Genomic DNA, 23,130 nt, shown 5'->3' with positions numbered 1-23,130 from the left:
TACTGCTATGGAAAACATAATAGCTCCAATGTTGGAAAATACAGCACAGGCAGGTTTCCGGCTTAAATATCTGGAAGTGCTGAACTGGGGGACTTTTGATAAGGTGAGATGGCATATTCAGCCTGATGGAAATAATGCACTACTCACCGGGGATATCGGCTCCGGAAAATCGACTTTGGTGGATGCCCTTACGTGCTTACTTGTGCCGCATAATAAAATTATATTCAATAAGGCTGCAGGTGCCGAAGGGAAGGAGCGGAATCTTCTTAGCTATGTCCGGGGAGAGTACAAAAAGGAGAAAGAGGAAATAACGAAGGTGGCCAAAAAGATATACCTGAGGCCGGAAGACGATACTTATTCAGTAATTATAGGAGGTTTTCAAAATGAGGGATTTTCAGAAATTATAAGCCTGGCGCAATTTTTCTGGATTGGAAAAGATGGGAAGGTGGATAAATTGCTGGCCATAGCCACTATTCCCTTAAATATAAAGGACCATTTCAGTGGATTCCTGGATGTTAATGACCTAAAGAAAAAATTGCGTGCAATAGAGGGCATAGAATTGTTCAATGATAACTTCACTCAATACAGTGAGCATTTTCGACGGTTGTTTGGCATGAATAGCGATAAGGCAATTGATTTGTTTTATCAAACCGTATCCATGAAATCTGTTACCAGCCTGACCGAGTTTGTGAGGGAGCAAATGCTCGAAAAAACAGATGTGAAGGAACAGATATCCGCTCTGTTAAAGCGTTTTGACGACTTAAACAAGGCCCACGCTGCCGTAGTAAATGCGAGAGAGCAATACCAAATACTAAAGCCGCTAACGGAACAAAGTATAGAATATGGCGAATTGTTACAACATATAGCAGAAATCGAATCTATGCTGGAATTGATGCCCGCATGGTTCGCAGAGAAGAAGAACGCCATGCTGGGGGTAGAAATATTGAAAGAAGAGGAATTGCTTGCCCAGGAAAATGAAAAAAATACGCGGTTGATAGAATTGCAGGAAGATTATGAAAATAGACGCACCACTATTTTGCAGGATATTGAAAATAATGGAGGAAGGCGCCTCGCACAAATCGAACAGGAAACTCAGCAGCAGGAGCGCGAAAAGACGAAAAAACTGGAGAATATGGAGGAGTATGACGTTCTTGCAAATGCGTGCGGATTGGGTAAAGTCAATAATATTACTGATTATCAGCGAAATTTTCAAAAAGCTTTAGCCTTATTGGAGGGTTCAAAGCAAAAAGATATCCTGTTAAGGGAGAAACGAGATGTTACTATTTCAGAGGTGCGAAAATTGGAGTCGGAACTCAGTCTCGAAAAACAAGAATTGCAATCTCTCCAGGCACGCAAAACGCAGGTGCCGGCATGGCTGGTAGCATTCAGGATACAGCTTTGCACGGATTTACGAATACCGGAAGAAGAATTGCCTTTTGCAGGAGAACTCCTGCAGGTAAATGAAGAAGAACAGAAATGGGAGGGGGCTGTGGAACGATTGATGCATGATTTGGGAATCAGCTTGTTAGTGCCTGCGGAACATTATAAAAGTGTAAGTCATTATATCAATAACAACCCACTAAAAGGAGCTGATGGAAGAGGTATAAAATTAACCTTTTTAGATACCAATCTTCAACAGCTTCCCCGTGTTAATAAAGAATTGGATCAAGATAGTGTAGTATATAAACTGGATATCAAGCCCGATTCTGCCATGTATACCTGGTTGGATGCCTATTTGAGCAGGACTTTCGGGGATTATATTTGTACGGATACCTTAGGATTACAGCACGTGCCTTTCGGTATTACCCCGCAGGGATTAATAAAAAGTGGACGAATCAGGCATACCAAAGATGATCGCCGTAAGCTGGAGGATAAACGAAATTATGTTCTTGGCTGGAGCAATACTGAGAAAATTAAAACCCTGCAATGGTCTGTACAACAATTGGAAGATAATATTCATAATCTCCAGGTGGAACTAAAGGGTATAGAAAAGCAACAGGAAGATAATAATAATTCGAAGTTAGCAGCCGACCGTATCCTAAGAATAAAAGACTATGACAGTATTGACTGGAAAAAGCATGTACGGATCATACAGGAGCTAAAACAGGAATATCTGATGCTATCAGAAAACAATGACATACTTGCCCAACTTCAAATAGCGAAGGCAAAAGTGGAGGATGGCATTCGCCAGTGTAAAGATAATGTAAAACAATGCCTTGAAGCGATTGGAGGATTTAAAAAATCAATTCAAATGCATTCGGAAAGCAGGCAACAGGCGCTTGCAGACCTGAATGGTGTTTTGGATAGCGATAAACTTAAATGGTACCCTTTACTGGATGCTAAAATGGCTGACGTAAAACTCACGATTAAGAATATAGATCAGAAGAAAGATGAATTCAGAAAGCAATACCAGGGAGAAGGCGGAGAATTGAGAAAGCTAAATAGCAGCAAAGGAGCCTATCAAACAAATATTGAAAAAAGAATGCGGCAAATAAAAGAGCATTCTAAGGCCGAATATAGTGAAATTGCCGAAAATATTGAAGCCCGCCATGAGTATATGAAGAAGTTTGAACAGTTGGCCGGAGAAGACCTGAAAAGGCATGAACAGCGCTTCAAGGAAGAGTTGAATAAGAATGTAATCAATAGTATTGCTGTTTTTGATAACCAGCTGCAAAAGCATGAAAAAGATATCAAGGAGAAAATTAGAACCATCAATCAACACCTGCACGAAATCGTCTATAATGCAGTACAGGATACCTACATTACCATACTGATGGATCAGTCAGTAAATAAGGAAATTCGGTTATTTCGGGAAGAGCTTAAGAAGTGCTATTTGCACGCTTTTGATATTGAAGATTTATATACGGAAGAGAAATATGAGCAGGTAAAGCGTATTCTTGACCGGTTTGCAAGTATGGAGAATCTGGACAAAGAGTGGACAAACTCAGTAACTGATGTACGCCAATGGTTTGAGTTTAATGCAAGCGAACGATTTAGAGCTGATGATACAGAGAAGGAGTTTTATGAAGGGTCCGGGGGGAAAAGTGGAGGACAGAAAGAAAAGTTAGCATATACCATTCTGGCGAGTGCACTGGCATATCAATTTGGTCTTCAATTTGGGGAATCCAAAAGCCGCAGCTTCAGGTTTGTTGTAATTGACGAAGCCTTTGGCCGTGGTAGTGACGATAGTACCAGGTATGGCCTGGAGCTTTTTCAAAAACTGAATTTACAATTGCTCATAGTAACGCCACTTCAGAAAATCCATATTATTGAAGGGCATGTAAATTCTTTTCATTTCGTAAGCAATCGGGAAGGGAATAATTCACAGGTTAATAATTTTACAAAGTCTGAATACGCTATAGAAAAATTGAAACGAAATAATATATTTAAACAAAAATTAGCACAGTGATTAGCCCTGAAAAAGTTAAAGATCAAGCCTTAAAATGGTGGGTGCCATTATTAAAAAGTCATTTATCAGGTGACTCATTTTTTCCTCAGCACATTACCAAAATAGGAAAGGTAAATCCTGACGCGATAATAGCAGAACATCAAACAGTGAGGGAAGAGATGGAGCTCCTGTTTAAGCACTCTAAGAAGTATAAAGTTTTGGGGTATACTGTAGTTACCTATGATCGCAATTACCGGCGTGCAGGTACATTGACGATGCCAGATTATGTCAGCTTTGAAACCCTGGAAGACTACCTGGCATTTACTGGCAAACAGGCGGAGTGGGAATGCTTCGTTTGTAATTGCGCTATAATAAAGGAGGAAGTACCTGAATTGGAACAATGGATGTACGAAAATCCGCTTTCGATTACTAAATCCGCAGTCAACTGGACGGAAATCTTAATCGTTTGTAAGTACTTCCTCGAAAACCCAAGGCCTAATTTATATATTCGCCAATTACCAATAAAAGTACATACGAAGTTTATCGAGCAGCATGCTACACTCATTACTTCATTACTGAATTTTCTTATACCACAGCATATCAGGGACCACCAACAGAAAAATTTTTCCTCACGTTTTTTTATGAGAGAGGATGAACCATTGGTACGAATGAGGTTATTAGGAAATGAGTCTGATAATCCCGGAATCTTCAGGGACCTTAGTATTCCACTATCTTCTTTTCAAGCAACTGTGTTTAGGGCCAGGAATATTATTATGACAGAAAACAAGATGAATTTTCTGACGTTGCCGGCATTACCCGATACTATGGCAGTTTGGGTGGGTGGTGGTTTTAATATATCTACAGTCAAAAGTGTACCCTGGATGCAAGGATTGCGTATACTTTATTGGGGAGATATCGATGAGCATGGTTTTCAGATTTTACATCAATTAAGATCGTATCATTCTAATGTTCAAAGTGTTATGATGGATAAAGCTACCTATGAAGCATTCGCACATTATATAGTGGAAGGTAAACGGAATCCTGCGGTTAAACTGCAGGGCCTTACTGCTGAAGAAGGCCTACTATATAGTGAATTAAAAGCTGATCCCTTAAAAAACCGGTTAGAACAGGAGAAAATCCTGCAGTCTTATGTAGATGAATACTTATTCAGGCTATTGAATGTCGAGGAGAGTAAGTAAGCCTGCTATTATGGCTATGGACTGAGAATTTAGCCGTTGATGTGCATTTGCATCCAATTGGAGTTGTTGCTGTAAATTATTAGGGGAGATGTAAGCGCCGCGGCGTTTATCTCTCCCCTATTTATCTATAGTACGGCACTGTCTTAACCACAAGGTTTGGAACGCACTGTCACTATTATTTCTTCCTACCATTCAGCGTTTCGCTCACAAACCTCACCCACTGATCATCCTTCACCGTCCGGTCAATAAAATAATCCGGTTGCAGGCCAATGTCATCAATCGCGAAATCAGGAATACGCATGCTTCTGGACAGGCCATAGTACAGTTCAAAATCCTTGCAGGGTGATGGTACAATGTGCACATTGGAAATATCGAGCATACCATGAGTAGTGCGACCAAAGAATTTTACCTTCTGGCTTTGTTTGGCGGCCATCAGGAATTGTTCTGTGGTGCTGCCATTTTTGGCGTGTATGATGATGCCTACTCTTTTCGGATAGGCGTATACGGTATCCCGTTTGGTGATGCCTACATCTTTCCCGAACAGGTTGACAAACTCGCCCGGGTGTGCACTCAGGGTATCATAAAACTTTTTGAACATTTTTTTGGAGTCTTCATTAGTGAATAGGATTTGCAAGTTAAACTTTGAATGAGTGGTGACGCCCTCGGTGTCACCACTCATTGCTCTCGGGGGGCCGATGGGGCGCCAGTCCCCCCATCCTCCTGTGCCGAAGGCACAGGATAAATTAGCTATCTTTATTCCATGGAGAACTACAGCATCGTACTATTTCTGTTAGCAGTCATGATTGGTTTGTCCGCATTTGCAGGCAGAATAAAATTACCTTACCCGGTGATGTTGATTGTGGCCGGTATCGCCATTGGCTTTATCCCCAGCTTACCAGAGATCGCGCTGAACCCCGAAATTATCTTCCTGATATTTTTACCTCCGTTATTGTACGATGCTGCGTTCAATATTTCTTTTCCCGACTTCCGAACCAACATCAACACTATTGGCACCCTGGCCATAGGGCTGGTGTTTTTAACTGCCTGCTGTATTGCGGTACTGGCGCATTTCCTGATCCCCGGCATGACGTGGGCCATGTCGTTTACCCTGGGGGCCATCCTGTCGGCAACGGATGCGGTGGCGGCCACCAGTATTACGAAGGGCTTACATCTCTCCCATAAAACCCTGACAATACTGGAAGGAGAAAGCCTGGTAAACGACGCGTCCGCGTTGGTAGCTTTTCGCTTTTCACTGGCGGCAGTTACGGGAACGGCCTTTGTTTTCTGGCATGCCTTATTGCAGTTTTTCCTGCTTATGGGAGGTGGCGCCCTGATAGGCTTTGTGATGGCCAAGTTGCTGGCGTTTATCCTTACCCGTGTGAAAGGCAATGATATGGTCACCATCAGTTTTATGCTGATTATGCCTTTCATCACTTATCTGCTGGCAGAAGAGCTGCATGTTTCCGGTGTGATAGCGGTGGTGATGCTGGGGCTGGGCATTTCCCGCTTCAGTAAAAAAGTATTTCCTGACAGTATTAAACTACAGTCCAAATCCATCTGGGACATCATCATTTTTATGCTCAATGGTCTCATCTTTATCCTGATAGGCCTGGAGTTTCCGTATGTACTGAAAAACATTGAACCGGATAAAGTGTGGCTGTATGTAGGCTATGCTTTCCTGGTAAATATAGTGGCATTAGTAGTGAGAATGATACGGGTGTTTATGCAGAAGGGCTCCTTGCAGCGGGCATTCCGGCGTAAGGATAAGCGGGTAAGTGCAAATGCCCTGCTGGATTATAAAACCAGCCTGATCATCTCCTGGGCAGGGATGCGTGGTATTGTGTCGCTTGCCATTGCAATAGGTTTACCTAAAACGTTGGAAGGAGGCGCACCGTTTCCGCAGCGGGACATCATCATTTTTATTTCCGTAGTGGCTGTGCTGATTTCTCTGATTGGCCAGGGCCTTTCACTGCCTTGGCTAATCCGTACGCTCACCCGCCAGCAGCCGGCAGGGGCGGAGCATCATTCCGCGAAATAGTTTTTATCTTGCTGTCAAATTTTATAAATGTCTTTTTCAATAAATATTTTACAAGGCCTGTTGCAGGAGCTCAGCGGCGTGCTGCCGGCGGATACTGCACCGCTTTTTATCATTACCCGGGTGCTGAAGCTGGAAGAAGGAGAAGTCTATATACGGGAGGGCGACCTGAGTCGAAAGCTGGCCTTTATTGAAAAAGGAATTATGCGCGCCTACAAGGAAAAGCCAAGTGGCGACGAGGCCACGCTCTTCCTCCGCTGGGAAGGGCAGCTGATCGCCTCCCACGATGCTATTATCCAGCAGCAGCCCAGCCGCTTCATTTACCGGGCCATGGAGCCCGTGACCTTGCTGGAAATCGATTATGATAAAATGGAGCAGGTGCTCAAAGATCATCCCGAGTTTGAACCGCTTCGCAACTATTTCCTGATGAAGATGCTGGCAGAGGCGCTGGATGGCCTGGAAGGGTTTGTGTTTTTGTCGCCCGAAGAGCGCTACCTGCGGCTGGTGGACAGCAAATGGGGGGTGGTAAACCGGGTGCCGGATAAATATATTGCTTCTATGCTGGGTGTAACGCCCGTTTCGTTGAGCCGTATCCGTAAGCGACTACATGCCAGGGGCCGCAAAAGTGAGGACGGAAATTAACCTTTGTTAATTTGTTTTATTATCCTTTGTTAACCCCGCATGCGTGCCACTGTAGCTATTTTTGAGGTACTAATCTCAACGGAAATGGAAACAGTTATTGCAGCTACAATTAAAATCTTCACCACCTCTGTCATCCGGTACTTTTTACTGGCGGGCATACCTTTCATTCTTTTTTACCTGTTGTTTCCCCGCAAAAACAGCCAAAGGAAAATCCAGCAGCGGCTGGCCGCCAAAAAGGATTTTCTCCGGGAAGTATGGTATTCTATGACCAGCACCCTGGTATTCACCATTATTTCAGTGATCGTACTACTTACGCCGGTACGGAATATCACTCAGCTGTATACTAACATTAACGACTACCCGATATGGTATATCGGGGTAAGTCTGGTACTTACACTGATTGTGCACGATACCTATTTTTACTGGATGCACCGCATCATGCATCATCCTGCATTATTTAAACGCACCCACCTGGTGCATCACCAGAGTACCAACCCTTCGCCATGGACGAGCTATAGCTTTCATGTGCTGGAAGCCATTGTAGAAGGTGGTGTGTTGCTGGTGATCACCATTATTATGCCGCTGCATCCGCTGACGGTGCTGCTGTTTACCATCACCGGATTTATCATCAATGTATACGGCCACCTGGGCTATGAGCTGATGCCACGCTGGTACCGTCATACCTGGGCATTTGAAGTGTTTAATACTTCCGTACATCACAACTTACATCATAGTAAGTTTAAAGGGAATTATGGGCTTTACTTCCGGGTATGGGACCGACTCATGGGTACAGAGCATCCCGATTATGTGAAGGAATATGATAAGGTGCAGGCGAGGAGGTTTCCGGAAACAGCTGCCATTTAATATGCTGCTGAAAGTCGATTTAATTGATGGGTCGGTGCCGAAGGGCGCCGACCTTTTTATTTTGAAAAGCAATTGGTTATACGTCCGAACTTTTCAAGTACGAATAATAATATTAATGTATATAAATAATTTCTATTTTGTGGGCAGTAGAAAAGATTAACCTTATCCCTATTGAGAATCCCGATCACCTAAATCACAAAGTTTGTGAATCGGCCCAAATACCATACCTATGCCTGCAGAACAGTAGCACTTGTATCTGCATTGTTTTTGCTTAATCCTCTTACATCCAAAGCCCAGCGCCTGGATGCCATCGGAAAGGAAAAACCCATCAAAGTGACCGGCGGAATTGGCCTCGAACAGGTAGGATATCTGTCATCAGGCTTGCAGGAAGGACGGAGAGAGCCCTATAACTTTTTTTTAACTGGTAACATCAACTTTGACCTCTTCGGATGGGCAGTGCCCTTCTCATTTTCCTATACTAACCAGGGCAGAGTAGCTTTTAGTCAGCCTTTTAATCAGTACGGACTAACGCCTACGTATAAATGGATTACCGGTCATATCGGTTATACCAGCATGAACTTTTCCAGTTATACCCTCAGTGGCCACCTGTTTAATGGGATAGGGGTTGACCTGGCACCCGCAGGGCGTTTTAAGTTCAGTGCCATGTACGGTCGCCTCCAGCAGGCAGTAGCACCGGATACTTCCCGCACCGAAATCATCCCGGCGTATAAGCGTATGGGTTATGGCTTTAAAGCCAGCTACGGTACAGGAAAAGATAATATAGACCTGATCCTCTTCCGTGGCAAAGACGATCCCAACTCCCTCACCGCGCTCAGTCCGCAATACAACGTAACGCCGCAGGAAAACCTGGTGCTGGGCGTGAACGTAAGCAAACAGCTGCTTAGCCGGCTAACCGTTAATGCGGAAGTAGCCTGGAGTGCACTTACCAGGGATGCCCGTTTGGAGTCCGATACCGCTAACCAGGTGAAATTCCCATCTCTCGGATTAATACAAAAAAATAGTACCACCGCCTTGTATACCGCCTATAAGGCAGTGATGACCTACTCGGCCAACAAATACTCACTGGGTATGGGATACGAATGGGTAGCCCCGGAATATAAAACACTGGGCGCCTATTACTTTACGAACGACTTTGAAAATATTACCGGCAATCTTCAGTTCCGGCTTTTGAAAGATAAGGTGACCGGCGGCCTCAATGCCGGTGTTCAACATAACAACCTGAAAAAAGACAAGCAAAGCACGATGAGCCGCTGGGTGGGCGCCCTGAACCTCTCCTGGGTGGCCTCCCAGAAAATGAACATCAATTGCTCCTACAGCAATTTCCAATCCTTCGTAAATATCAAATCCGATTTCGATTATATCAACCAGGTGTCGCCCTACCAGAACCTGGATACACTCAATTATACACAGATATCCAGTAACGCCAGTGTGAGCATGAACTACAGTATTTCCCGCACCAAAGAGAAAGCGCAGATGCTGATGTGTAATGTGTCGTTCATGAAAAGCAGCGACCTGCAGGGAGGCGTAAAACAGCCCACCGGTACGGTATTCTATAACCTGAACACCGCCTATAGCATGCAGCTGATACCTAAAAACATGTCGTTTACCCTGGGCTTCAACGCCAACCGCAACTCCGCCATGAATATCCAGAGCATGACGCTGGGCCCTACACTGGGTGTAAACAAAACGCTGCTGAATAAAAAACTGCGTACGTCCGGCACCGTGTCGTGGAATGGGAATTTCAGCAACGGTAGCTCCGGTGTAAAGGTAATGACAGCAAGGGTTTCCGGCGCATATACGGTAAAGAAAAAGCATAACCTGAACCTGGGGATTACTGGCCTGAACCGATCGGGCAGCAGTACCTCCGCAAAAAGTATTTCGGAGCTGACTTCCACGCTGGGATACAATTATAACTTTTAACACATGCACTTGTCAATAGGTAAACGAATCTTATTCACCCTGTTGCTGCTGCCACTCTGGGCAGCCGCACAGATCAACCATCCCGTGATGGTGAATGTGCAGTTGAATCCGCCTTATAGCTTGTACCTGAGCGACTATGCCGCACCTGACGTGCAACGCATGCAGGTGCATATTTTGCTCAAAGACCTGACAGAATCCAATTATAAATGCCGCCTCCGTGTAACCATTGAAGGTATTGGCATCACCATACAAAACAGAACAGGTTTTTATGTAACGCCCTTTTTAATTAATGGGGGGGAGATGGTAACCTTATCAGGGGCCGATCTCGCGCCCTATTTCGATCCCCGCAACCTCGTTGTACAGGGACTGGATAACAGCTTTACAAAAAATGGCGCCAAACTGCCGGAAGGAATTTATCGGTTTACGGTGGAAGTAATTGACTACAACCGCAATACGGTGATATCCAATGCCGGATCGGCCATGGTGGCCAGCTTTCTGAGCTACCCGCCCATCATCAACCTGCCCATGGCTAATGCTAAAGTGGATGCTATGGACCCGCAGAACGTACTGTTTCAATGGATGCCCCGCCACACCGCCTCCGTAAATGCTGCCTTCAACGTTGTCTACAAATTCCGCCTGGTGGAACTGGTGCCCCAGGATCGGGATCCAAACGATGCCATGCGCTCACTGCGACCTATATACGAAAACATTGTACAGCAAACATCTCTTGTATACGGCCCCGGGGAACCGGCGCTCACACCGGGTAACAACTACGCCGTGCAGGTGCAGGCCATTGAGGCCGATGGCAAGGATATGTTCATCAACGACGGCTTCAGCGAGGTAGTGAAATTTACCTACGGTGAAAAATGTAGTGTACCGCAACAGATCGTGGCCGCCTTCGCCGGCAGAAACGAATTGAAAATATCCTGGGTCGCTACAGTATCGCAACAGGGATTTACAGTGCGTTACCGCGAAGCAGGCAACCAGCCATCCCAATGGTATGAAGAAACCAGCTACACTCCTCAGGTAACCATCAGCGGCCTGAAACCGGGTAGGCAATATGAATACCAGGTTAAAGCCCAGTGTATGTGGGGCTATGGTGATTACTCCGCCATTCAAAGCTTCAGCATGCCAAATGAAACCCTTAGCGAAGGAGATTTTGTATGTGGTAAAAATGCCGGCGATCAAAAAATCACGAACACCAATAATATCGAGCAACTAAGTATCCAGGATACCATTTTCGCGGCGGATTTCAAGGTGATACTTACCACCGTAAGTGGTAGCAATGGGCGGTTTAGTGGTACGGGCCAGGTGATGGTGCCGCTGCTCGGCTTCCTGGACCTGCCGGTAACCTTCAGCAACATCCGCGTAAATACTGATAAGCGTATGTACGCCGGCGTTATAGAGCTCGCGCAAAGCAGTCATGCTGAAGTGAAACAAAACCTGGATAACGCCATCAATAATCTATTCAGCAAGCTGGATACCATGCTGGCCTCCGGTGATCCTAAGCAGCTATTCCTCATTGACGCTGCTGAGATGATGTCGGAAATCGACAAGATGAAAGGCTGGGATGACCTGGATCAGGCCACCAAAGACCAACTCGGCGAATTACAGGAAAAGCTCAAAGAACTGCAAACCTACCAGGCACAATATCCTGATATGAGTCCGCAAGAACAGCAATCCGTAGGGCAGAAGCTGGGCAGCGACCTGAAGAAACTGGCTGCTGATGCGAAAACGGCTTTTGAAATGGCCAAACAGAAACTGAAAGACCTGCTCAATATTTATAAGCTGGCACTGGATGTATTGGTGAAAGACCGAGCGCAGCTGGATAGTAGTGGCTATCATCAGAAAAAGGTGGCATTTGAGCAGTACCTGAAAGCCGTGAATCCGGTGGCGCAAGTTAAGACTACCAGCAGCGACAGTACAGTAGTGTTACTGCAACAAGTGGAAGAACTACCGGCTGAATCCTTGGACCTCTCCACTGTAGCTGCCATTAAGGACTACCTTGATGCACTGTATCAAAAAAATGAAAGTACCCTTATCCGGATCCTGCACGATAATAAAGATGAAAGCACCGATAAGGAAGTGATTAAACAACTAAAAGTGGATGGGAAACCTGCAACAGATGTTATTGCATCTGATGCGGTGAAAACCGATAAAGATGGAACAGTGAAGAAAGTAAGCGTGTCTATCCTGTCCCTGATTGCTGAAATATTAGAAAAGTATTAGCGATGAAAGTCCTGATGAAATTATTGCTGATAATAGCAGTGTATTGTGTTACAGTCGTGTCGGTTAAGGCTGATCCGCTGGACAGCTTACAGCACAAGGAACTTGTACAGCGCGGGGTTGCCGCCCTGAAACAGGTGATGGCACAAAATGCCTGGAATGAAGCCAATGGTCAGGCTGAGAATAACAAGTATCTGGTACGGCTGGATACCACCTATATCCATCAGAAAGAGGATGAGAAAGGTGCCGGCAGATTATGGCAAAAGGAGTTTGTATCCAGTGAGCAGGAAGCCATCATCAATGAGGCGCTGAAAAAAGTCAATCACGCAGCCGATAACAAGAAGGAGTTTGGGGTATATGTAATGGTATTTAACAGTTACATTCTCAATCTTACTAAAACTGTAGACCCCAAAGACCCGGTCCCCAATTTACTGAGCCTGAAAAAGTATGCAGAGCCGGGCGCGGTGGATGTGATAGACCAGGCCATTGATGACCTGAATCAGGAAATCTGGGACCAGGTAGGATTTTCACAAAATGATTTTACGGTTCGTATAGGCATTGTGTATGGGCGGGAAGTGTTGTTGTATAACAGGGCTGTGAGTAAGGTAATGGCGGTTACTCAGGCGCAGGGAAATGGCATCTCGTCGGGGAAGCTGCAGATATTGAATGCTAATTTGAAAGGGGTGTCCAGCATCGGCAGCCCTGTAGCATACCTTACTACCTATCCGGCAGCGCTGTATAAGGCATTCAGAGCTAAAACGGTTCCGGTAAAACTAAAGAACAAGTTTAAACCATCTTTAAACACCTATTTCAGCGAGCTGGCTGACAAGGCCCCCAAAGAATATAAGGATGGTGGTAAAGACCCCAGCCCACCCGCATCACGCGGTGTACCGGTGATTGATTACAGCCACGGTATTTCGCCGGAGGAAATGAAAAAAATCCTCGAAGGTATAAATAGTACGTCGGCAGAAACAGGCTATGAGCCAAAGATCTTCATCACTTCTTATGTAACACCTGATGATGTACTGCAAAAGGTAAAGGATTATGTAGCCAATCCGGCAGGTAATAAGGAGATTGTAATATGGGTACACATAGACGCAGACAAATCGATTCAGTATGAATACGGTTACGGTAAAGATGTGCCGGAACAGCAGGATATCAGCGCATTTGCAGCCATCTTATCGAAAGTATTACCGGAGTTACATGGTAATCCGCTGGCGGATATGTTTGATGCCATAGCCGGTCTGATTGGTAAAGCTATTGTTCCTCCTAAATATTATGATCCGGAAGATCCCAAGTATAATTCCCTGCCCGGATTAGTGCTCGGTACCACTATTGGAAACGCGGTGGCGCTGCCGATTGCTCCTATCCTGTTAGCCATCAGGGGCAGTGCGGATACGGATAAATTCAGCATGACCCGTGTAAACTTTGCCTTCACTGTAGGGCTCTGGAACGGCACCGTCGATTTTGTAAAAGGTATCGCTAACTCACTCAATATGTTGTCCGGCGGTAAGGAGTGGGATAACATGAAGGAGGGGCTGCAAAAGTTAGGTGACCTGTATGAAAAGGAAGGCATATCGGGTGTATTTGGCATGTTTGGGACCATGATCAAAGATGCCCATACCGGCAATCCCTGTAAGGTGAGTCATACGATAGGAGTAGATGTGATCAATATCGCCTCCTTTTATTTTGCATTCGCAAAAACTGGTGCCGCTGCTCAGATAGGCAGAATGATGGAGGCGATTGACCCACTCACCTACGTATTCAAAGGTGTGGGTAAGATCACCACCTATGCCTTTAAAATATCCGAAAAGGCGGTGAAAGGTATCTACCAGATGGGGAAATTCGTTGTCCGTATCCATGTGGAACCATTGGGCCCCATATTGCAGTGGTTGGATCAGGCTACCGGAAAATGGAATTACTTCCGTTTTAAAAATGACCTGGTATTGGCCATGGCTGATGGCAAACAGCTGGCCATAGCACCTAATACGCTAAATAATGCGAAACAAGAGGCCTACCGGTTCATAGAAGCGGTGGAGGAAAACGGGCAGGTTTTCCGCGATAATGCCGGCAACATGCTGGTAATCGTGGAAAATGCCGGTAAGCAGGAGCTGGCACTCGGCCGGATAATTAAAACCATCGAGCAAATCGACAACCTGCTGAAAGACTTTCCAAAGCTAAAAAGCAAATTGGATGAATTCGGAGAAGAGTTCAAAAGGGCTTTCATGGATGATTTTGGAGAGGACGCTGCCATGCTGAAAAAAATGGAAGCAAATGCCACTCATGTTGCCGATCACCTGAACCCAACGAACTGGAAAAAACTTAAACTTTTTGAAGCGGCTGCCGAAAAAGCGGGCGACTTCACACAACTCATGGCCAAGCTGGAAGGCCTGAATATAGAGGACAGGCTGCGTTTCTTCAGTCAGTTCGGCGACAATGCAGACATCCTTCGTTTATTTGATAAGGGTACTGAGGTAAGCATGGAAACCTGGAAGGTGCTCAGTGTATTCCCTGACGCGTGTAAGCTGTTGGAAAACCAGAAATTCTTCCAAAAGCTGTTGACGAACTCCAAAGCTGCCGCACTGAAACTGGATCATGCCAGGCTGGCGCAGATTTTTGAAGCAAGAGCACTGGCTACCCGCAACGTGAGTGAGTTCGCCAGCTTCAGAGATGACCTGGGCCATTTTGTAGAACACTTCTCGCACGTGGAAAATGCAGAATCGGTGATTGCTAACCTGGCTAAAACGCAGTATAACGGGGCTGGTTATATCGGGGAGGAGTTTGTGATCTATTTGCTCCGCAACGCTAAATCGCCATTCAAAGCCTCCGCAGTGAAGAAATTCCAGTTCTATCTAAAAGGGGAAGGCCGCTATGTGGATATCGTTACCTCCGAAGGGGTAGGGGATGTATTCAACGAATTAAAAAGCGTACAGTCCTTCACCAGCGCGTATGCCAAACAGTTACTGGTAGATCTGGAAAATGTGCTCACTCTTGACAACATGAGGTGGCTGGTAAGAGGTAAAGGCGACTTTGCCGGTGCAGGCGGTCTGGCGAAGCTGAAGACACAGGTAGAAGCTGCGCTTAAGCAGGTAGATGTAAATCCTGCACTCTTATCGAAATATGTTCCAAGGAATCAAACTAAAGACGAGTTTGTTAAGTTTGTAATGAAAAATTTTGAGGACATATTCCAAATAATTGAGTAAACATGAAACTTATACATACGATTAATCATACTGATGCTTTTATTCTGGCGGAGCAGCACGTAATAGTGACTACTCCGGGCCACCTTACCGGTTGCGCTTATACGAACCTGGCCACTGCCTGGGATATACCCGTGGCCCCGGGGGAGTTTTACCAGCTGTCGTTTGACCGTATCATCGTGCAAAAAGATGGCCTGTTGTCTTACTATGATTCTGCTACCGGCGAGCTGCTGCATCGTGTGCAGCTTACAAAAAAGCTGTTTGCATTTGCCGGGCCTTCGCATGTTTTTCAGGAAGATGGTATAGCCGGTGATACAATAAACCTGCAGCTCCTCGACATTTCAACCGGTGCCATAACAGGGGAGATTAGTATCCCCGCCGACTATCAGTGGTACGTATCCCATCCGGAGGTGGTAATAGTATCAGATGAAAAGCATGTGCTGATGGCCATTGAAATAGCATCCTGCAAGGTGCTCTGGGAACAGCGTGTAGCTATCCTGGTGGAAAACGAAGTGTTGGGAACAACGATTCCTCCGTCAGTACACGGCCATCACCTGTTCTGCTATACGAAATCACGTAAAGCCTTGAAAGTGGATGTTTATTCCGGCCGGCTCGAATGGAGTTTTTATAATGAGCTGGTGCAATCAACGGTACCGGCTGTATATAACGATACCACCTATTTCGCGGGTAACAGTCATATCCTGGCTATAAACGCGAGCGGTGAAATCTTTCAGGAAATAAAATACGATTCCTATGTAAAAGAGCCATTTTATAACAGAACCTATCTGGCCATAACGGACACGGCTATCCTGCTGGGTAATCCTGAAACCCGTGAAATCCTGCATTTTAACAGTGAAACGGGGAATATTGTCAGATTCTATGTTATTGGAACAGCAGGATGGTCGTTGCTGGGTTATTTGTTCGCAGTGAAGGAAGATCAATTATTTACAGTGCTGAAAAATAACGATGGGGACCGCCAGCTGGAGATTTATTCACTCAAACCCGATGACGTCAGCTAAACGCTGACTCAGCATCTACCTATACCTATTGCCCGATATATCCTATGCCTAGTTTTATCAGCCGTTGCTACCTCCCCCTGTTGCTGGGTCTGTTGGTGATCACCACATCACTGAATGCCCAACAGCGCACGCCACTGGAACAGCATATCCACGACGTAAACCAGCTGATCCTGGAACGCCGTGCTGCTAATACCCTCAACAATAAAGACCTCTACGATCAGCTGAAAGACACCAGCCAGTTTAAGCTGCCGGTGGGCATCGGCGGCGGTAACAGTGGCAATCCCCCGATTATTATCGACAGTATCCGCTTTCTGCCAGACCATGCCGAAATCACCGCCTACTTCGTGATCCCGGTGCCGGGCGATGGCCGGGAACTGATGTTTGCCGCCAGCAGAATCCCCGTGAGTCGCAACGGTGGCCTGGCAGGCATCGCGCGGCTCGAACTGGTAAATGACCAGCCTTTTAACCCCTTTGGCAACGATGCCGTGATGACCTTCCTCCACGGTAAAACGTTCGTGGAATTCGACTGCGATGGTTTTAAGCGGCTGGGACTCGGCGCGGAAATCAAACTACCTTCCCACCTGGTGCCTGCCAGCGCGGATGCTAAAGCTGATACAAAAGAAAGAGTAAAGGCCACCTTTGAAGTAGCCACTTCGAATATACACGATATCATCGCCGGTGTAACGATAGAGCCCTTCCAGATCCGAGGGGTTAAAAATGTGAAGTTTACCGTACAGGATGCCATCATCGACCTCAGCGATGCTAACAACAGCCCGGATGTGGTATTCCCCAATGAATACAACAATGATGATAAAACTTTCTGGCGCGGCTTTTTCCTGCGCCGGTTCGAAGTGCAGCTGCCACCGGAAATACGCTCCCGCAAATCAGATAAACCACCGGTAATAGGCGTGCGCAACGCCCTCATCGACGATCGTGGCTTCTCCGGCGATATATTTGCCACCAACCTTATCCCATTGGAAGACGGCGACCTCGGCGGATGGAACTTTTCCGTTGATAAAGTAGGCCTCAGCTTCGTCGCCAACCAACTCAAAGGTGGTGAACTCGCCGGCGGCATCAACATCCCCATCACAAAAGAAAATACACGATTTGATTATTCCGCCGTGTTTCATCCCGGTAACGACTATATTTTTACCGTGGCCGCCAAAGACACCGTGGACATTCCCATCTTCATAGGCAAAGCCAAACTCCTGCCCAGCTCCAGTTTGGAAGTAGCCGTGAAAGATGAGCATTTCCAGGCCAAAGCAGTATTGAACGGTAATATATCCATCAACGGTAGTAACAGCGAAGGTGCGTCCGCGTTAGCGAAAAAACTGAATGTGCCGGACCTGGCCTTCGAGCGACTCACCATTTCCACGGAAGCACCTTATTTTCACGAAGGGGTGTTCTCCTTCTCCTCCCCGCTGAAACTGCCGACCGTAGCGGGCTTTAGCTTCTCTATCGACCGGCTCGGACTCGTGAAAAGCGGAGAGAAACGCGGCCTTAGCTTCAACATCAAAGTAAATATCAGCGGCAAAGGAGAAAATGGTTTTGGAGCAGATGCCAGTATGTCACTCATGAGCGTGGCTTCCAAAGATGCAGACGGGCGTATCCGCCATAAATTCTCCGGCCTGGAAGTGAGTCGCGTAGGCATTGATATTCACCAGGGCGTATTCGCACTGGCCGGTGCACTCGAGTTTTTTACTGATGACGCCGTGTACGGCAATGGGTTTAGGGGAGATATAGCGGCTTCGCTGCAAATTTGCAAGGCCGAGGTAAAATTAGCCTCCACAGCGTTGTTTGGCAATGTAAATGGCGATAGGTACTGGTATGCCGATATCATGGTCGACCTGCCGGTGGCCATCTTCATATTCCCGCCAGCAGTAAGTATCAAAGGCTTCGGCGGCGCCTTGTTCTACGGGGTATCCGTACTCGGCAAGGGAGAAAACACCGGGCCTTACCGCCTCGGCAAAACTAATACGGGTATCATCTATAAGCCCGACCCCACCGCCGGCCTGGGTATCAAAGCCTCGCTCAAGTTCATCGCCATGCAGGAAAAAACACTGAGCGGCATGGTAGGATTGGAGCTGGCGTTTAACAGATCTGGTGGCCTGAAAAGAATCACTTTCCGCGGACAGGTAAACGTGATGTCCATCGGGCTGTCGCCCGGTAACGTGGCGCTGCTCAAAGGCATCAGCGGCATGATGAAACCAGGCCCGGCAGACGCTCCTGCGGGCGACTGCGGCTACGACCCGAATACCTTTACACCGGAAGGCGTAATCTCCGCCGGCCTCCTGGTAGATGTAGACTTTGAAAACAGCAGCCTGCTCGCTAACCTGAAAGTATATATTGATGTGTACGGCGTGCTCACCGGTATAGGCCCTAAAAACCTGGCAGGTGAAGGCGAATTTTATGTAGGCCCTGAAGGCTGGCACCTGTTTGCCGGTAAGCCGGATAATCCGATAGGGATCAATATCCTCGGTATCGCTAAAGCACATTCGTACTTTATGGTGGGTACAGGATTGCCGGGAAGTCCGCCGCCACCGCCTATCGTATCCGAAATACTCGGCGGTATGGATCTGGATTATATGCGCGATCTCAACGCCCTCTGCAAAGGCTCCGGCTTTGCATTTGGTGCAGGGCTCGACTTCGACACCGGCGACCTTAAGTTCCTTATGTTTTATGCACGCCTCCGTGCCGGACTGGGCTTCGATATCATGCTGAAAAACTACGGGGACCAGTTTCATTGTGAAGGTAGTAACGGTCCGCTCGGCATCAACGGCTGGTATGCCAACGGCCAGGTATATGGCTACTTCCAGGGAAAGATCGGGATTCGTGTAAACCTCTTCTTTAAGAAAGGTAATTTCGATATCATCGACCTCGGCGCCGCCATTGTGCTGCAAAGCAAAATGCCGAACCCGGTTTGGATGCGTGGTATCGTAGGTGGCTACTACAGCCTGTTTGGTGGCCTCATCAAAGGCAGGTGTAACTTCGAACTCACGCTCGGTAAGGAATGTAAAATTGTAAGTAATAACATCTTTGCCAATGCAGGCGTACAGGTGATTGGTGACGCTACCCCGCGCGACGGCGAAGCAGACCAGAGCATCTTCACCGCACCACAGCTGGTATTCAATATGCCAATCGGCAACATTATGCGCATCAGTGACGATGCCGGTAAATACCACGAGTTCAGAACCAGGCTGGATTATATGTCGCTCCGCCGGGAAGCACAAAACGCAGCCGGCACCCAGCAATGGAATGGCGACAACACCGTACTGGTACTCAATACCACCCAATGCCTCGAGCCTAAATCTATCTATAAACTCACCGCCAAAGTAGCCTTTGAAGAAAATGTAAACGGCAGCTGGACGCCTTACCTCGTAGAAGGTAAACCTTATGTGGAAGAAGTAAATAACACCTTCAGTACCGGTAACCTGCCAGACAAAATTCCTGCTGACAAAATCAAATTCACCTATCCGCTGAAAAATCAGCTGAACTTCTACCAGAGCGAATCACCATCCCGGTTGGGATATATGCAGTTTACCCAGGACCTGGCACCTATGTTCCGCACGGATAGCTCCTTTACTCAAACGGCGCGACTGGTACCAACCGCAGGCGACCCGCTGAATATACCATTTAGCTACGATACCGGCCGACTCACCTTCCGCATTCCGGATGGATTGAAGAACGATGAAGTGTATACGTTCGCGTTAGTAAATGTGCCAACAGAAGATGAAATGGACATCAGCCGCAACGTAGTGTCGGAACAAAAACAGGTGGACGTACAGGAAGCAGGCACCATGACCGTTACCACGAAAAAGGCCACCAAAACCATTACCGCCGGCTCTGAAAAATCATTTTTCGAGCTGGACTTCAGAACCAGTACCTATAACACCTTTAACCAGAAGCTGGATGCGCTGGGAATAGGCGATTCATACCGCCTGCCGCTCCGCGACGGTGTACATGAACTGGGTTACCAGCTGAGCAACAATGAGCTGTTTGATGGCTATGAGCTGGATATAAACGGGGGGAGTACCGTGCTGAAATATGAAGCATTACTGGATGGTAATACCTGGTACGACCAGGATATTTATCCTTTCGTATACGATGGCTATCCGTTTGCATCGGTCTATGGCAATGCAACGCCGGTGACGGTGGACTGGCGACTGGCCGAAACACTGGGTGTGCCGCCGGTACGCGCTGTAAATATGCGCCAGTACAACCAGGGGCTCCTGCTTAACGCGGACGGTCAAACGAAGTATACCGGCATCAGCACCTTCGTATATAACCTGCCGCATTATATGGAACGGGATAACTATAACCTGATCAGCAGGATCGTAAACAATATTTATGCAAGAGGAGTGGAATATCCGGTTAAAGTGATGACCATGATACAGCAGCCATTTAAAGCAGTACGAAAAGGCAGCTACCGCATTAAAGTTAGCTACGTGCTGCCAGGCACCAACCTGGTGACCTCTTCCAGAATTATTACCATCGAAAATCCGTTAGGGCTATAATAACTGATGAAAATGAAACACAAAGTAATAACCATCATAGTTGCTACAGTAGCAGGCTTTGGGCTAACGGCCGGGGCGCAGCAAAAGAAGCCGGCTGCACAACAAATAGCGGTGATGGCCCGTCCTGTAAAAGACTCCATCCTGCTACGCTGGGCTCCCACAACAGCAATGCTGTGGCAGCAGGCTAACGCCAGCGGCTATATGATTGCACGCCTCACGGTGATGCGGGATAATAAAATGTTGCCCAGGCCATTGGTGACAACGGTGATGACTGGCCCGCTGAAACCATTGCCATTAGCCGCCTGGGAACCAGTTGTGAAAACGCATGAGAAGTATGGGAGCATTTTTGCACAGGCACTCTACGGTGAAAAGTTTGAAGTAGATGCTAACAGCAACGGCAACACGATCGTTGATATCTATCATAAATCACAGGAACAGGAATCCAGGTTTGGCTTCGCACTGTTTGCCGCCGATCAGGACTTTACCGTGGCCAAAGCGGCCGCCCTGGGATGGGTGGATTGTGATGTGAAACCCAATGAGAAATACCTGTACCGCGTGTTTCCGGCTGCCATCGCGCCGGACCTGAAGTATGACACCGGTTATGTATTTTGTGGGGTGGCGGATGCCAGGCCTTTGCCGGTACCCCAGGGCCTGAAAGGCAACGGACTTGAAAATGCCGTGATGCTTAGCTGGAACAAAGCGATGTATGAATCCTTCTACAACGCCTGGATTCTGGAAAAATCCACAGATAACGGTAAAACATTTAGCTCGGTGAGTAAAGAGCCGCTGATTAACACCCAGGAAGGACTGTCGGACAATATCCATGATTTTTACCGCATAGATACCGGCCTCGTAGCCGGAAAGCCTTACAGCTACCGCATCAGGGGGATCAACGCTTTTGGCGAAACCGGCCCGGCCTCCGATACCATTGTAGTAACGGTGCAACAGAAACTCAATGAAAGCCCGGTGATCCTGCAAACTGAAATGGTACTGGGCAAAGTTTTTATCCGCTGGAAGATGCCTTCGCATAAAGCCAATATCGTACGCTTTGACCTCGAAAGATCTACATCTCCCCAAAAAAAATATAGCACCCTGAATGCACAGCCACTGGCAGAAAAGGATTCGATTGTAACCGACGAACAGCCGCTGAATAGTAACTATTACCGGATAAAGGCCACTACAAAGGATGGCCAGGTAATGCATTCATTTCCGCATTTTGTGCAGCAGGAAGACTCCATCCCGCCCGTGCCGCCGGTAGGTGCCGCAGGCAGTATCGATAAAAAAGGAATTGTATCCCTAACCTGGGAAGAAAATAAGGAAAAAGACCTGTTTGGCTACCGCGTGTTCAGGGCCAACTCCCCGGAAGAAGAATTTGTACAGGTGACCCGCAAAGCTACAGAAGTCAACAGTTATACCGATACTATCTCCCTGCATACCCTCACCAAAAATGTATACTACAAACTAGTGGCCCTGGATAAACATTATAACCCTTCAGGTTTCTCGGAGATGTTAGTGCTGAAACGGCCGGATATCATTCCACCGGTAGCACCTTTCTTCACCAAAGTGACTTCGGCAGAAGGTGCTGTAAAACTGGAGTGGAGGCCCAGCAGTAGCGAAGATGTAGCCTGTCATGAACTATGGCGCACAAAGGATAGTGTATGGGAAGTGATTCAGTTTTATACAGCGGGCGACAGCACCCGCGCCTACAATGATACTAGTGCCATCGCCGGCGTACAATATCATTATCAGGTAACCGCTACAGACGATAGTGGACTACAGGGGATTTCAAAACCGGTGAGTGGCGCCAGCATCGATATGGGACGGCTCCAGGTAGCAAAAGCATTGCGCATCGGGATCGACAGGGATAATAAGCTCGTGAAGCTGGAATGGCAGCGGGTTACAGGAGTGGATAAAGTGTATGTATACCGCGCCGCCGGCGATGGACCTTATCAGCTGTACCAAACCTTTACCGGTGCAGAAAATAGTTATAAAGACATTAACCTACTCATTAACACGGTTTATAAATACAAGCTGCGAATGATGAATACGAGCAATGGCCGAAGCGGCTATACGGATGAAGCTATTGTAAATTATTAACTTAT

12 protein-coding genes are annotated in these 23,130 nt (G+C 46.9%); 11 read left to right on the top strand and 1 reads right to left on the bottom strand.

Features of this window, described 5'->3' with window-relative positions:
• The first annotated feature begins 7 nt into the window (after positions 1–7).
• Together BUB18_RS05670 and BUB18_RS05665 are read left to right on the top strand one after the other, a co-directional pair.
• Positions 8–3,409: an ATP-binding protein gene (locus BUB18_RS05670; protein WP_073078929.1), complete on the top strand. Its 3,402-nt coding sequence runs from the start codon at positions 8–10 to the stop codon at positions 3,407–3,409.
• The gene (locus BUB18_RS05665) at positions 3,406–4,587 is read left to right on the top strand and encodes a Wadjet anti-phage system protein JetD domain-containing protein (protein WP_073078928.1); all 1,182 of its coding nucleotides are present in this window, start codon (positions 3,406–3,408) and stop codon (positions 4,585–4,587) included. The genes BUB18_RS05670 and BUB18_RS05665 overlap by 4 nt, the downstream gene beginning before the upstream one ends.
• A gap of 175 nt (positions 4,588–4,762) precedes the next feature.
• Here the strand turns inward: BUB18_RS05665 and BUB18_RS05660 are convergent, their stop codons facing one another.
• Positions 4,763–5,185, bottom strand: a complete 423-nt coding sequence (locus BUB18_RS05660; RefSeq protein ID WP_073078926.1) for a S41 family peptidase — start codon at positions 5,183–5,185, stop codon at positions 4,763–4,765.
• A gap of 162 nt (positions 5,186–5,347) precedes the next feature.
• Here BUB18_RS05660 and BUB18_RS05655 point away from each other — a divergent pair, with 162 nt between their 5' ends.
• The 9 genes from BUB18_RS05655 to BUB18_RS05615 all read left to right on the top strand — a co-directional run bounded on the left by BUB18_RS05655 (position 5,348) and on the right by BUB18_RS05615 (position 23,125).
• Positions 5,348–6,625: a Na+/H+ antiporter gene (locus tag BUB18_RS05655; RefSeq protein ID WP_073078924.1), complete on the top strand. Its 1,278-nt coding sequence runs from the start codon at positions 5,348–5,350 to the stop codon at positions 6,623–6,625.
• Positions 6,626–6,652: 27 nt separating this feature from the next.
• Positions 6,653–7,264 (top strand): Crp/Fnr family transcriptional regulator, encoded by a 612-nt coding sequence (locus BUB18_RS05650; RefSeq protein ID WP_073078923.1) that lies wholly within the window; start codon positions 6,653–6,655, stop codon positions 7,262–7,264.
• Between the two features lie 84 nt (positions 7,265–7,348).
• Positions 7,349–8,128: a sterol desaturase family protein gene (locus tag BUB18_RS05645; RefSeq protein WP_073079551.1), complete on the top strand. Its 780-nt coding sequence runs from the start codon at positions 7,349–7,351 to the stop codon at positions 8,126–8,128.
• 204 nt (positions 8,129–8,332) lie between these two features.
• Positions 8,333–10,069 carry a hypothetical protein gene (locus tag BUB18_RS05640; protein WP_073078921.1) on the top strand — a complete coding sequence of 579 codons (1,737 nt, stop codon included), beginning with the start codon at positions 8,333–8,335 and terminating at the stop codon, positions 10,067–10,069.
• A gap of 3 nt (positions 10,070–10,072) precedes the next feature.
• Entirely contained in the window at positions 10,073–12,298 is a 2,226-nt protein-coding gene (locus BUB18_RS05635) for a fibronectin type III domain-containing protein (protein ID WP_083549411.1), read from the top strand.
• A 2-nt stretch (positions 12,299–12,300) separates the two neighbouring features.
• Positions 12,301–15,498 (top strand): hypothetical protein, encoded by a 3,198-nt coding sequence (locus tag BUB18_RS05630; RefSeq protein ID WP_073078918.1) that lies wholly within the window; start codon positions 12,301–12,303, stop codon positions 15,496–15,498.
• 2 nt (positions 15,499–15,500) lie between these two features.
• Positions 15,501–16,514 carry an outer membrane protein assembly factor BamB family protein gene (locus BUB18_RS05625; protein WP_073078916.1) on the top strand — a complete coding sequence of 338 codons (1,014 nt, stop codon included), beginning with the start codon at positions 15,501–15,503 and terminating at the stop codon, positions 16,512–16,514.
• 44 nt (positions 16,515–16,558) lie between these two features.
• Positions 16,559–21,028 carry a hypothetical protein gene (locus BUB18_RS05620; RefSeq protein ID WP_073078914.1) on the top strand — a complete coding sequence of 1,490 codons (4,470 nt, stop codon included), beginning with the start codon at positions 16,559–16,561 and terminating at the stop codon, positions 21,026–21,028.
• A gap of 12 nt (positions 21,029–21,040) precedes the next feature.
• Positions 21,041–23,125 (top strand): fibronectin type III domain-containing protein, encoded by a 2,085-nt coding sequence (locus BUB18_RS05615; protein WP_143159843.1) that lies wholly within the window; start codon positions 21,041–21,043, stop codon positions 23,123–23,125.
• The last annotated feature ends 5 nt before the right edge of the window (positions 23,126–23,130 follow it).

Origin of the sequence: Chitinophaga jiangningensis (assembly GCF_900142605.1) — a bacterium.
GTDB classification, from domain to species: domain Bacteria; phylum Bacteroidota; class Bacteroidia; order Chitinophagales; family Chitinophagaceae; genus Chitinophaga; species Chitinophaga jiangningensis.
The sequence above is the reverse complement of the archived record's forward strand: the minus strand, read 5'-3'. Positions and strand labels throughout refer to the sequence as shown.

Bases quoted from the DNA above. Each gene is read 5' to 3' on its own strand.
- BUB18_RS05670 (WP_073078929.1), top strand. From the start codon at position 8: ATGGAAAACATAATAGCTCCAATGTTGGAAAATACAGCACAGGCAGGT.
- BUB18_RS05660 (WP_073078926.1), bottom strand. From the start codon at position 5,185: ATGTTCAAAAAGTTTTATGATACCCTGAGTGCACACCCGGGCGAGTTT.
- BUB18_RS05655 (WP_073078924.1), top strand. From the start codon at position 5,348: ATGGAGAACTACAGCATCGTACTATTTCTGTTAGCAGTCATGATTGGT.
- BUB18_RS05650 (WP_073078923.1), top strand. From the start codon at position 6,653: ATGTCTTTTTCAATAAATATTTTACAAGGCCTGTTGCAGGAGCTCAGC.
- BUB18_RS05645 (WP_073079551.1), top strand. From the start codon at position 7,349: ATGGAAACAGTTATTGCAGCTACAATTAAAATCTTCACCACCTCTGTC.
- BUB18_RS05635 (WP_083549411.1), top strand. From the start codon at position 10,073: ATGCACTTGTCAATAGGTAAACGAATCTTATTCACCCTGTTGCTGCTG.
- BUB18_RS05630 (WP_073078918.1), top strand. From the start codon at position 12,301: ATGAAAGTCCTGATGAAATTATTGCTGATAATAGCAGTGTATTGTGTT.
- BUB18_RS05625 (WP_073078916.1), top strand. From the start codon at position 15,501: ATGAAACTTATACATACGATTAATCATACTGATGCTTTTATTCTGGCG.
- BUB18_RS05620 (WP_073078914.1), top strand. From the start codon at position 16,559: ATGCCTAGTTTTATCAGCCGTTGCTACCTCCCCCTGTTGCTGGGTCTG.
- BUB18_RS05615 (WP_143159843.1), top strand. From the start codon at position 21,041: ATGAAACACAAAGTAATAACCATCATAGTTGCTACAGTAGCAGGCTTT.